The following is a 13,405-nucleotide window of genomic DNA, read 5'->3' on the forward strand; positions in this document are numbered from 1 at the left end:
TTTTTTTCGGTTTTTTAAAACCATACCCATTTTTTTACCGTATACATTCATATGGAATGAATGTATTTTTTAGGAATCCTGATGATGGATATGCCTCCATCCGTTAAATAGCGGATTAAAACCAGGATTCATTTCATTCGTGATCCCCCTATTTTCCGCAGCACATATACCACTATATATGTGCTGCTTTTTTATTTGTATAACCCGCTTTGCAACTTGCTAACTTTGACTATATTTGCCGATTAATTTACTACCTTTACTAGTGGCCGTATGATATTACACAAATACAGGGCAACAGAGGTAAGTTAAACTGATACTGAACGAAGATGAAGAACATTAGGAACTTTTGTATTATTGCCCACATTGACCACGGTAAAAGCACCCTGGCCGACAGGCTGTTAGACGCCACCCAAACTGTAACTGCGCGCGAGCAGCAGGCACAGTTGCTGGACAATATGGACCTTGAACGTGAGAGGGGTATTACAATTAAGAGCCATGCCATACAAATGGACTATATGCATAATGGCGAGAAATACACCCTTAACCTTATTGATACTCCGGGCCACGTAGACTTCTCTTATGAGGTATCCCGTTCTATCGCAGCCTGCGAAGGAGCACTTCTTATTGTAGATGCTGCACAAAGTATACAGGCACAAACCATCTCTAACCTATATCTTGCACTGGAAAACGACCTTGAAATCATCCCGGTACTTAACAAGATAGACTTACCGAGTGCAAACCCGGAAGAGGTAAGCGATGACATTGTAGACCTTTTAGGCTGTAGACTTGAAGATATTATCCCTGCCAGTGGTAAAACCGGACTTGGTGTAGATAAAATACTGGAAGCTATTATTGAGCGTATACCGGCTCCGAAAGGTGATCCGGAAGAGCCGTTACAGGCACTTATATTCGACTCGGTTTATAACCCTTTCCGGGGTATTGAGGTTATATTCAGGGTAATTAACGGTTCGATTACCAAAGGACAAAAAGTTAAGTTTATGGCTACCGGCAAAGAGTATTTTGCCGATGAGATTGGCACGCTTAAACTGAACCAGGTTCCTAAACAGGAAATTAAAACAGGCGATGTGGGTTATCTTATTTCCGGTATTAAGGAAGCAAGAGAGGTAAAAGTGGGTGATACCATTACCGATGCCAAAACGCCAACACAAAATATGATTGCCGGTTTCGAAAACGTAAAACCGATGGTATTTGCGGGTATCTATCCTGTGGATACCGAAGATTACGAAGAGCTTAGAAACTCAATGGAAAAGCTTCAGTTAAATGATGCCTCCCTTGTTTTTGCTCCTGAGAGTTCGGCAGCACTTGGTTTTGGTTTCCGATGCGGATTCCTTGGAATGCTGCACATGGAGATTATCCAGGAGCGTTTGGAGCGTGAGTTTGACATGACGGTAATTACTACCGTACCTAACGTGTCATACCATGCCTATACTAAAAAAGAGCCGGAAAATGCTCTTATAGTAAACAACCCGTCTGACTTGCCGGAACCTTCAAAACTTGACCGTGTAGAGGAGCCTTACATTAAGGCTACCATTATTACAAAAAGTGACTTTGTAGGAAACGTAATGAGCCTTTGTATTGAAAAGCGTGGTTTGATTACCAACCAAACCTATCTTACAACAGAGCGTGTGGAGCTTACTTTTGATATGCCGCTTGCCGAGATTGTATTTGACTTTTATGACAGGCTTAAAACCGTATCTAAAGGATATGCCTCGTTTGACTACCACCCTATAGGTATGCGTGCCTCTAAACTGGTTCGACTTGACGTACTGCTTAACGCACAACCTGTAGATGCGCTTTCGGCACTTATCCACGAGGATAACGCTTACAACATTGGTAAGAAAATGTGTGAAAAGCTTAAGGAACTTATACCGCGTCAGCAGTTTGACATTCCTATTCAGGCAGCTATCGGGGTTAAAGTAATATCGAGAGAAACCGTAAAAGCCCTACGTAAGGACGTAACGGCAAAATGTTATGGTGGTGATATTTCCCGTAAGCGTAAACTTCTTGAAAAACAGAAAAAAGGTAAAAAACGTATGCGCCAGGTAGGTAACGTGGAGATTCCGCAGGAAGCTTTCATGGCAGTACTTAAACTGAATGACTAGTACTAAGTATTGAGTACAAAGTATTAAGATAAAGAAACCCGGTGCAGATGTACCGGGTTTTTTTGTTTATTTTAGTTTTATTAAAACACGCCTTATGAATGAAAAAAAATTACATGACTACATTCGAAATAATAATTATCTTATTAAAGATGAAACCATAACCGAACAGGTATATTTTGATCAAATAGATTTAAGAGATTTATTAAAATTAGAGTTCCATAATTGTATATTTGAAGACTCTATAAGATTTCAAACAATAATAAATAACAATCTTGAATTAAAATTTCACAACTGTTCATTTTCGAAGACTTTGGAGATAGTAAACTGTCAGTTAAAATCATTACAGACTAGTTATTTAAAAAAGATTGAAAGAATTTTTATTTCGGGTAAATATCAAAAACTACATCTTGATAGTAACAAAAAGCCTATTCAATGTGTTATTGATATAAATGAGTGTATAATATTAAATGCTATTAATTGTTCGAATTTACATATTGATACAGGGCAATTCACATTAAGCCTAAAGAATAAAATATCTGAAAAGACTGAATTCCGCTCAACTTTTAATAACTCAACATTTCAATTAGCTAACTTTTCAGGTTTTCTTGGACAAGAAAGTGATTTTAGAAATTTTAAAATTTTAGAATCCGCTTTCTTTGGTTCGGAATTCAAAAAAGTTAATTTTTCAAATGCATTTTTTGGTAATCAAACCTGCTTTACAAATTGTAAATTTTATTCAAATGCTAACTTTAGAGATTCGACCAGCATTCAATTATTTTTTGAAAGCTGCTTTTTTGAAAGTTTTTCTCACTTTAATCAATCAAAATTTGAAAATCTTCAAATCAATTATACAACATTTGAAAAAAAGACTTCTTTTGATAGGCTGGAGGTAAACACACTTGAACTATATCAAACTTCATTTAATCAAGGCTCTTTTTTTGACGAATTAAATATTAAAAGCATCTCTAATAAGAAATATATAAAAAGTATTACAGGAGATGAAGCACTTAAATTAAGACGTACACTTAGACAGATCAAACAAGAGTTACAAAAAACAGAAAACAGAATCGATTACAATCGCTTTAGAGGCTACGAACTACAGGCCTACTATCAAGAATTAAACTGGAAAGAAAATTTTAAAGACAAAGCTATATTATGGGCTACCAAAACATCTACAGGTTTTGAACATAGCTGGACAAAAGCGTTGCGTTTTGTTTTAACAGGAGCATTAATTTTCTACTCCTTATTTTTTATTTCAGAAAAATATATGCTCAGCCTAAATCTAGACCTATCTTCTTTAAAAGATTTCGCATCCGGTTATTTTAGGTTTTTAATTATTACTGACTTTTACAACCCTTTAGAACAGAAGCGAATTTTTATTGATAATAGTAATACTACAGGTTGGATTATCTTCATTTTAGGAAAAATTGTTTTAGCTTTCGGTATTTACGAAATGACACAGGCTTTCAGGAAGTTTAAAGCATGATTTTAAAAGATCCTTCACTCCATTACATTACGTATCAGGATGACATACAACGCTGTCATTTCGACGATAGGAGAAATCTCATTCAAAATTAAAATTCATCATTTAAAATAGATTGCCGCGTCTTTCCTCCTCGCAATGACCACAACAGATAACGGCATTAAACTCTGTGGCGTAAAGAAAATTATAAGTGAGGCGTAAAAAAGCATCCGCTGTTTGAGCGAAGCGAGTTCGGATGGTTTAGCCGAATGTCATAATTTTTAGCCTAAGGAGTTCCTGCCTTGACCTTTTGGTTCTTTTGTGTCAAGACAAAAGAACAGAAACATAGATCCTTCACTCCATTACATTACGTATCAGGATGACATACTACACTGTCATTTCGACGACAGGAGAAATCTCATTCAAAATTTAAAATTCATTATTTAAAACAGATTGCCGCGTCGTTCCTCCTCGCAATGACAACAAAAGGAGTTCCAGCCTTGACTTTTTGGTTCTTTTGTGTCAAGACAAAAGAACATAAACAAAGATCCTTCACTCCATTGCATTACGTATCAGGATGACATACTACACTGTCATTTCGACGACAGGAGAAATCTCATTTAAAATTTAAAATTCATCATTTAAAACAGATTGCCGTGTCGTTCCTCCTCGCGATGACAGCACTCTAAAACACAACTTTATGACTCTTTTATGTTAGCAAAACCCTAATGTTCGAGGCTTTACCATTTAGCCCCCCTATTTTTGCAATGTGAATAAGCATTACATTATGAAAAAAGACGGCCCCATAGTTATAATTGAGGATGACGATGATGATCAGTTTATTTTTGGCGAGGTCCTAAAAACATTCAATCTCCCTAACGAGATAGTTTTTATAAACGACAGTACCAAAGCAGTCCCCTTTTTGAAACAGGAACACATTCATCCCTTTTTGGTCATATCAGACATCAATATGCCAAAAATGAACGGCCTTGAACTTTGCGACGAAATAAGAAAAGACATCTCCCTTTACTACAAAACAAAACCTTTTATCTTTTTTACGACCATGGGCAGCGCTTACCCTATAGAGGAAGCCTTTAAACGCGACATACAGGGATACTTTTACAAAACCCCTGATTACAAACAACTAACGGAAAACCTTAAGGAGGTAATCGACTTTTGGCAAAATGTGGATGATACCGAAAACCACGATACCGAATTAAGCGCTTAACCCGAAGCAGACTTATAAGCAACTTCTTGAACTTTTAACGTTCTAAATCGTAACTTTGCACCTTTAGAACCTAAAAGAAATGATTGAAGATAAAAACCAACAGCGCACTGATTTAGGTCAGCTTGGCGAATTTGGCCTTATAGAGCACTTAACACAGAATATAGAGATAAAACACCCTTCTACCCTTACCGGTATAGGCGACGATGCTGCCATACTTGATTTTAAGGATAAGAAAACGGTTATCTCTACCGATTTACTTGTTGAGGGTGTACACTTTGACCTGGGGTATGTTCCGTTAAAGCACCTTGGCTATAAAGCCGTGGTGGTAAATGTGAGTGACATTTGCGCCATGAATGCGAAACCTACACAAATCACGGTTTCGATAGCGGTATCTAACCGTTTCCCGGTTGAAGCATTAGACGAACTGTATGAGGGTATTAAGCTTGCTGCAAAAATATATGATGTAGACATTATAGGTGGCGATACTACCTCATCCCAAAAAGGTATGATTTTAAGCATTACCGCTATTGGTGAGGCAGATGCCGACGAACTGGTTTACCGCAACGGTGCAAACGATAACGACCTTCTTGTAGTTACAGGCGATGTAGGTTCGGCTTACATGGGGCTACAGGTATTAGAAAGGGAGAAAGAAGTATTTAAGGTAAACCCTAACAATCAGCCCGATTTAGACGCTTATACCTACCTTATAGAACGTCAGCTAAAGCCGGAAGCCCGCAAGGATATTAAAGAGCTTTTAAAAGCGCTTGAAATCCAGCCTACAGCTATGATTGATATTTCCGACGGACTTTCATCTGAAATTATCCATATTTCAAAAGCCAGCGGTGTGGGCTGCAACCTGTATGAGGAGAAAATCCCTATAGACCCTCAGTTCATTAACGTATGTGAGGAATTTAATATTGACAGCACCACGGTAGCCATAAACGGAGGGGAGGATTATGAACTGCTATTCACCATAAAACAAAGTGATTACGACAAAATAAAAGGCAACCCTAACTTTACCGTTATTGGGCACATGACCCCGGAAAGCGAAGGCACACATCTTATTACCCGTGCCAATACTAAAATTCCGCTTAAGGCCAGAGGTTGGAACTCACTTTCAGAAAATAAAGAATAACAAAAAAGCCCGATGTTAGTTTAACAATCGGGCTTTTTAATATAACCTACTAATACAAAGTGCTTTATTTTTATTTCAGATAAAAAAGTCTTAGCTTTATTATCAAAATCAGCATCATTAAAATGAAAAAGATAATATTACTGTTAGCACTTATACTTATAACAATTTCGGTCAACGCTCAGGAAAAAGGAGTTTCAGATTTGGACAGGAAATATAACGTATCTATAACCGGAGAAACATCTGAACAGTTGCAAAGTGAGGATTTTTCTTTTGCATCAGTTCTTTTTGAATCAGAATACAGTAAAAATTATACTGATCTAGATTTTCAGAAATCAAAAAAACATACCTCTAAAAATTCTTTTTCAATGTATGATGTTGAAAAACAACCTGAAGGATATTTCAATACAAACACACAAAACTATAACCGATACTATGATCCCTCAAACGGATTTTCTTTAGGTAAATGGAATAACAAAAAAGGAGTGGTATTGGATATAAGTTTAGGAGGTAAATGTGGTCTTTAGTGAGATTAAAAATAATATTCAATAAAAAAGAACTATATAACAAGGCTCCTTACAGGGGCTTTTTTTATTATTTAATCTATTTACATAAAACTCTTCCTTTTTTATTTTAAATAATATTTTAGTTTTGTTTAAAAAACTAAGAAAAATGAAAAAGATTACCTTACTATTAGCCTTAATTATTGGGGTTTCAAGTTATGCTCAGGACGAAGAAGTTTCTGCAGTAGACAAAAAACACGAAGTAAAACTTGGTGGGATTAAATTATTAGCTGGTGCTATTGCCGAAGGCACCTATGAGTATGTTCAAAGTAAAGATTTCTCTTTTGGAGCATCGGTACTTTATAATTTTGATCAGGATAATGATTATCCGGAAGACTTTTCAATAACACCTTTTGCCCGTTTTTATTTTCAGGAGTCAAAAGAATATGGAGCAAAAGGCTTTTTTGTAGAAGGCTTTGGAAAATATGTTATGGGACACTCTAATGAAACTACCTACGATCCTAACGCAGGTTATTCATACAGCAGAAAAGAAGACTTTAATGTTGGTGCTGTTGGTCTTGCTTTAGGTAAAAAATGGATTAATAAGAGTGGTTTTGTACTGGAGTTACTTTTAGGGGCAGGAAGAACCCTTGGCGGAAACGAATATGCTCCTGATGCTTTTTTTAGAGGAGACCTTAATATCGGATACCGTTTTTAAAAATAACAGTATATAAAAAAGGCTCCCGATTGGGAGCCTTTATACTTTTTATACATTTGGTATAATTAAAACAGGGATTAGTATAAAAACACAACTGTAAAGTTTAAAATCTGTTATATTTCCGTCGTGTAAAAACTTACCGCAATTACCATGAAAATAAAAAAGATACTTAGAAGAACACTATTTTTTTTCATCTCGCTATTTATACTCTTTTCAATAGTAGTAGCCATTGCGCTTAATTTTGTTTTCACACCCGAGAAGATCACACCTACCGTAACCCAAATGCTTAACGAAAACCTTAATGCTAAGGTTGACTGCGAAAGCATAGAACTTACCTTCTTCTCCACTTTCCCTTCTTTTGGCATCACACTAAAAAACGGAAGCCTTGTAACACCGTCATTCAGGGACAGGGAAAACGATACCCTTGCCCGCTTTACTGAGTGCAGGGCTTCTTTTAATATCAGTAAACTTTTAACCAAACACAATTTGGTTATTAACGAACTTTCGTTAACCAACCCCAAAATAAAAGCGGTTATCCGAAAGGACGGAAAAGCCAACTGGAACATTGTAAAGGAAACCGAAACCGATACTATAGTTGTAAACGACACTACTTCCTCATTTAAAATCAATTCCGTTTTCATTAAAAAACTAAGCATTGAAAATGCAAAGCTGTCCTATCATGATTTTGTAACCAGGGCACACGTGCGTATAGACAGTTTCAATGTGGCTCTTAAGGCAGCAAATACCGATGAGAAACTGATGCTTACTACCCAAACATCTGGCAAGAGGATAAACTTTTCTAAAGACGGTGTACGCTTTGCCCGAAAGCTAAAAGCCAGCCTTAACACTAAAATATTTGTTGACAAGAAAAAGATGAAGGTCGATTTTGATAAAAGCGAACTCGTACTTAACGACATTGACTTTCTAGCCGAAGGACATTTCAGCATCGACACCCTAAAACGGGAAGTGGATACCGATATTACCCTAGAGATGAGAGTCCCTTCCCTAAAAACACTTTGGGAAGCCATTCCAAAACAGTATGTTAAGCAGGAAGATGTAGACGTAGAAGGAAACGTTGCCCTTAAAGCTGTTGCTAAGGGTGTATACGGACAGGGTAAATTCCCGCTTACCGATGTTGTTTTTAAAATAGATAACGGTATTCTGAAGTACAATAAGTTCCCGGGAGAGATTCGCCATCTGGAAGCCGATATGCATTCGGTATTGAATTTTAACGAACCCGAAAAATCAAACCTTACCATTAAGAACCTTTTACTTGAAGGAACAGGCGTAGACCTGCAGGGCAATGCCGTTGTGGAAAACCTACTGGAAGACCCTAAAATCGACTCTAACATAAAAGGGAATCTGGATTTAACTACTCTGAAAAAAAAGTTTCCTGTAGCAGCAGATATTGATATAAAGGGACTGGCAGAGATAGACCTGAACGCTGTTTTTAAAAGCAACGACATTATAAACAGCAATTTTAATAACATGAAGCTTAAAGGACACTCTACCTTTACCAATTTACTGGTTAGTGTTCCTAAAGACACCATTTACCTGAAAACGCAGAAAACAGAGCTTGTTTTTGGCCGTAAAGCCGAAACAGACTCCCGAAAGGCTTTCGGAAAAATAAATGTAACCGACCTTACCCTTAATTACAAAAAACAGCACGACCTTACCCTTGCCGGGCTGGACATTAAGCTAAGAGCAAAAATGCTGAAAGACAGTGTAGCGGCACTGGGCGCCGATATTAAATTTACCAACCTTAGATACAAGGGACTGGATAGCCTGAAGGGCAGCATTCGCAGGGCGAATATAACTGCTGAACTCAGCCCGAGGAGCACCAAGGAACGACCTGCTATAAATACGACCTTTACTATAGACAGTGCGGGTGTATGGCAGGGTAAAAGGTTTGTGGGGATTAAAAACGGAAATTATAAATTCACCGTAAAAAAGAATCGTGACGAGCAATGGATGCCACGTGGTTATGTGGAGTTTAACAGCCTGTTTGCCTATACTCCGGAGTTTGCCATGCCTATGCGAATGGAACACTCTAAAGTAACCATTAATAACAGGGCTATAACTCTAAAAAATGCCCGTATTACATTCTGGAATTCTGATGTGACACTTACCGGACAGATAAACAATCTGTTCACAAAACGTTCTAAGGGTAAAGATATCAATGCCAAGCTTACGCTACAATCTAACTATATTGATGCCAACGAGATTATGAAGGTAATGCACGACAATGAGCCTGAAGCACAACCCGACTTTAATACCGTAGCGCAAAACCAAAATAAACCAGCACAGCCAACAACTAATGAGAAAGCTGTATTCAAAATACCAGAGAACATCAACTTTGTATTTAACAGTGATATAAAGAAACTGCGCTATGGCGAACTGGATATGACCGATATAAAGGGATTGCTAAAGGTAGAGGAAGGACACCTAAAGCTTAATCAGTTTGAACTTACCACCCTTGCTGCTAAACTTACCACAAGTATTAACTACACCCCCGTAGATAATACCAAAGCTAAAGTAGATTTTGACTTTAACCTGCATGATATAGAAATGGCTAATATTGCCAAGGTACTCCCTGCTATGGACAGCCTTTTCCCTATGACAAAATCGTTTGAAGGGAAAGCCCATTTACGAATGCAGGGTACTGCTATGCTAAATGAGGATATGACGGTTAACATCCCTACAGTACGCAGTATTGCCGCACTACAGGCTACAGATATTATGGTGCTTGACAGCGAAACCTTTACCGAAATGGCAAAAACCCTTATGTTTAAACAAAAGGAGAAGAATACCATTGAAACTCTTGAAATGGAAATGATAATAGAGCAAAGCCATATGGAAGTATTGCCTGCACTGGTGGAAATAGATCGTTACAGACTTGCCGTAGGCGGTGTACAAAACCTTGACCTTACTTATGATTATCATGTTTCGGTACTCAAGTCACCCATACCGTTTAAAACAGGGGTAAACATAAAAGGTGATCTGGACGATTATAATATAAGCCTGGGGAAAGCCAAATACAAATATTACTTTACCGATAAGGAACGACTAAAGGAAAAGGCAGACGAAAGTATTATCAATAAAAAGAAGAAAATTTTAGCGCAATTACAGTTTGAATAACAAAAAAGGCTCCTAATCGGGAGCCTTTTTTATATATCATCCCGAAACTTTGCCCTGTATCTCTACAACAGCTTTTTTGGTAACGAGCATATTCCCGACTGAGTCATACTCCAGTTCTATCTTTTTTATTTTGAGTTCGCCCTTTTTTCCGGGCAGGTCCCATGCAAGTGAAGTCATCCCCTTAGTGAGCACGCCTACTCCTTTAGCGTCATATTCTTTTTTGGTTCCGTCACTCATTTCAACATGAACTTTAAGCTTTACAGTACCCTGGGTACACTTAATCCTGATTTTTTCTATGTTTTTTTCATTGCCTCGTGGGGTTACCACATCTTTTTCAGCTTTAAAGTTCACCTTCTTTTCGGCAATTGTAATCCAGTCCTGCGACATGGCTTTTGGCGACATAGCCAACAGCAGGCAAATGGCGATTAGTTTGAATACATTTCTCATGGTTTCCTTCTTTATAAGTTTAGATATTCATTGTTCACACAAAGCATTACGGTTTTAAAACCGAAACATCAGCAAATCACGCTTAGCTTTGGGGAGCAAGAACAACTAAAACACTACAAAGCAATTAGTTACTATATCTAAGTTACAAAAAACATCAATTACCTAATAATATAATTAATGATTAGCATTAAGAATTAACACCATAGAGTCAGGGTATAAATCCAAAAAACCAACTATTTCAGTAGATGACAAAATATTATCAATATAATCAGAGAAGTATATATATCCATTTTCTTTAGTGAAAAAATCCCCCATTATATCCCTTTCAATCTCATAATTACAACTAACCATGTGATTTATAAATGGTTTAACATCTAGTCTAAGTTCTAACTCATAAACTTCATCTACATCTTCAATATGTATATCCCTTTTAAAATATATAACATTACTAAATCCATTAAAAAAAACAGTTACACTCAACTTATCTGCCTTAACACCAAATTTTTCAAAAAGAAAGAAAGCATTGTCTTTTTCAAAAGTTTGACAGAAGCTTTCCAAATAGTTCTTTATAGATAAATGCTTATGGATATCCATCTGCCTGATAAGATTATTTTTTAATTTTTTAGAAAGTTTACGTAAAATTAAGTAGTACATTTTATACCCTTTAATCCTTTACCGGAATTGAAACATACACCTTCTTATTCTCACTGTCCCCACTAAGCCTATAGTAAAACGTAATCTTAAAATAACCATCAACTACTCCTTTTTCATCCACTGTTAATTCCCATGCGATACAATTATCCCCGCATTGCTCTTTTTTTCTTAATCCCCTTGCAATTGAAGAACTGTTTTTTATATCTATATTCTCGAAATAGGTTTTAAGAGGTGTTGGTTTATTTAATTCCAGGTACGGTAATTTAGTATCCAGCACTACTGTTATTTTCTTATCGCCTTCACTTACAACAAAAACTCCGTTTTCCTGAGCAAAAGAGGAAAAGCCCAAAAAGAGAAACAATAGCAAGGTAATTTTTTTCATATCATATAATTTGATAATTTAAATATAAAAAAAAAGGCTCCCGATTGGAAGCCTTTACTATTATTTCATTTTCATAAGCCAGTTTCGTACCGAAACCTCCTCATTTATAATACCTCTTAATTCTGATATCTTCACCCTGTCCTGCTTCATAGTATCGCGGTGACGGATGGTTACCGTTTGATCTTCCAGCGTTTGGTGATCTACCGTAATACAGAAAGGAGTACCAAGAGCATCCTGTCTTCTGTAACGACGGCCTACAGCATCTTTCTCATCATAAGCCACGTTGAAGTCCCACTTAAGGTCTTCAATAATTTCGCGGGCTACATCCGGCAGTCCGTCTTTCTTAACCAACGGAAGTACAGCTGCCTTAGTAGGCGCCAGTACAGCCGGAAGGCTAAGCACGGTACGGGTTGAACCGTCTTCAAGCGTTTCCTCTTTTAATGAGCTTGAGAATACCGCAAGGAACATTCTGTCTAGACCAACAGAAGTTTCTACAACATAAGGCACATAATTTTCGTTCAATTCGTTATCGAAGAACTGTAGTTTTTTGCCCGAGAACTTCTCGTGAGCCTTAAGGTCAAAGTCTGTTCTTGAGTGAATACCTTCAAGCTCTTTGAAACCAAACGGGAAATCAAATTCAATATCGGCAGCAGCATTAGCATAGTGAGCCAGTTTTTCATGATCATGGAAACGGTATTTCTCCTCACCTAATCCAAGTGACTTATGCCATTTTAATCTTGTTTCTTTCCAGAATTCGTACCATTTCAGTTCCTCACCGGGGCGAACAAAGTACTGCATTTCCATTTGTTCAAACTCCCTCATACGGAAAATAAACTGCCTTGCCACAATCTCGTTACGGAAAGCTTTACCGGTTTGAGCTATACCAAAAGGCACCTTCATCCTACCGGTTTTCTGTACGTTAAGGAAGTTAACAAAAATACCCTGTGCCGTTTCCGGACGCAGGTATAAGTCCATCGCACTTGCAGCTTCAGCACCAAGTTTGGTACCAAACATAAGATTAAACTGTCGTACCTCTGTCCAGTTTTTAGAACCGGTTTCAGGATCCGCAATACCAAGTTCCTCAATAAGTGCTTTTACATCAGCAAGATTCTCGGTCTCAAGGCTGTGAGCCATACGTTTAAGGATAGCATCTTTCTTTTCAAGATAATCCTTAGTACGCGCATTGGTCGCCTTAAATTCCTCTTCGTTAAAAGCATCCCCATAACGGGCTTTAGCCTTATCGATTTCCTTTTGGGCTTTTTGGTTTAATTTTTCGGCATAGTCCTCAATAAGAACATCTGCCCTGTATCTTTTTTTGGAATCCTTGTTATCAATCAACGGATCGTTAAAAGCATCAACGTGACCCGATGCCTTCCATGTAGTTGGGTGCATAAATATAGATGCATCAATACCTACAATGTTTTCATGCATCTGCACCATTGATTTCCACCAGTATTCCCTAATGTTCTTTTTCAGTTCGGCACCGTTCTGTCCGTAGTCATACACAGCGCTTAATCCATCATATATTTCGCTTGACGGAAATATGTATCCGTACTCCTTAGCATGCGAAATTACATTCTTAAAAATATCTTCCTGTTTTGCCATGGTGCAAAAATAT

11 protein-coding genes are annotated in these 13,405 nt (G+C 37.4%); 7 read left to right on the plus strand and 4 right to left on the minus strand.

Translation table 11 applies throughout. From position 1 onward, the window contains the following. The first annotated feature begins 326 nt into the window (after positions 1-326). The 7 genes from lepA to ABS768_RS11590 all read left to right on the plus strand — a co-directional run bounded on the left by lepA (position 327) and on the right by ABS768_RS11590 (position 10,304). On the plus strand, positions 327-2,123 hold the full coding sequence (lepA, locus tag ABS768_RS11560; protein WP_408075119.1) for a translation elongation factor 4: 1,797 nt from the start codon (positions 327-329) through the stop codon (positions 2,121-2,123). Positions 2,124-2,217: 94 nt separating this feature from the next. Further along, positions 2,218-3,609: a hypothetical protein gene (locus ABS768_RS11565; RefSeq protein WP_408075120.1), complete on the plus strand. Its 1,392-nt coding sequence runs from the start codon at positions 2,218-2,220 to the stop codon at positions 3,607-3,609. 763 nt (positions 3,610-4,372) lie between these two features. Continuing rightward, positions 4,373-4,813 carry a response regulator gene (locus tag ABS768_RS11570; RefSeq protein WP_408075121.1) on the plus strand — a complete coding sequence of 147 codons (441 nt, stop codon included), beginning with the start codon at positions 4,373-4,375 and terminating at the stop codon, positions 4,811-4,813. Between the two features lie 79 nt (positions 4,814-4,892). Continuing rightward, positions 4,893-5,948: a thiamine-phosphate kinase gene (gene thiL, locus ABS768_RS11575; RefSeq protein ID WP_408075122.1), complete on the plus strand. Its 1,056-nt coding sequence runs from the start codon at positions 4,893-4,895 to the stop codon at positions 5,946-5,948. A gap of 122 nt (positions 5,949-6,070) precedes the next feature. Continuing rightward, entirely contained in the window at positions 6,071-6,472 is a 402-nt protein-coding gene (locus ABS768_RS11580; RefSeq protein WP_408075123.1) for a hypothetical protein, read from the plus strand. A 145-nt stretch (positions 6,473-6,617) separates the two neighbouring features. Further along, the gene (locus ABS768_RS11585) at positions 6,618-7,166 is read left to right on the plus strand and encodes a hypothetical protein (RefSeq protein ID WP_408075124.1); all 549 of its coding nucleotides are present in this window, start codon (positions 6,618-6,620) and stop codon (positions 7,164-7,166) included. A 150-nt stretch (positions 7,167-7,316) separates the two neighbouring features. Continuing rightward, positions 7,317-10,304: an AsmA family protein gene (locus ABS768_RS11590; RefSeq protein ID WP_408075125.1), complete on the plus strand. Its 2,988-nt coding sequence runs from the start codon at positions 7,317-7,319 to the stop codon at positions 10,302-10,304. A 36-nt stretch (positions 10,305-10,340) separates the two neighbouring features. Here the strand turns inward: ABS768_RS11590 and ABS768_RS11595 are convergent, their stop codons facing one another. From ABS768_RS11595 to ABS768_RS11610, 4 genes are all read right to left on the minus strand, one after another. After that, positions 10,341-10,751, minus strand: a complete 411-nt coding sequence (locus ABS768_RS11595; protein ID WP_408075126.1) for a hypothetical protein — start codon at positions 10,749-10,751, stop codon at positions 10,341-10,343. A gap of 174 nt (positions 10,752-10,925) precedes the next feature. Further along, positions 10,926-11,405: a hypothetical protein gene (locus tag ABS768_RS11600; RefSeq protein WP_408075127.1), complete on the minus strand. Its 480-nt coding sequence runs from the start codon at positions 11,403-11,405 to the stop codon at positions 10,926-10,928. A gap of 10 nt (positions 11,406-11,415) precedes the next feature. Further along, a complete protein-coding gene (locus ABS768_RS11605; RefSeq protein WP_408075128.1) occupies positions 11,416-11,787 on the minus strand; it encodes a hypothetical protein in 372 nt (123 codons plus the stop codon). 60 nt (positions 11,788-11,847) lie between these two features. Next, complete coding sequence (locus ABS768_RS11610; protein WP_330443258.1) at positions 11,848-13,392, minus strand: glycine--tRNA ligase; 1,545 nt, start codon at positions 13,390-13,392, stop codon at positions 11,848-11,850. Between the last annotated feature and the right edge of the window lie 13 nt (positions 13,393-13,405).

This window comes from Flavobacterium rhizophilum, assembly GCF_046000485.1.
Lineage (GTDB): Bacteria > Bacteroidota > Bacteroidia > Flavobacteriales > Flavobacteriaceae > Flavobacterium > Flavobacterium rhizophilum.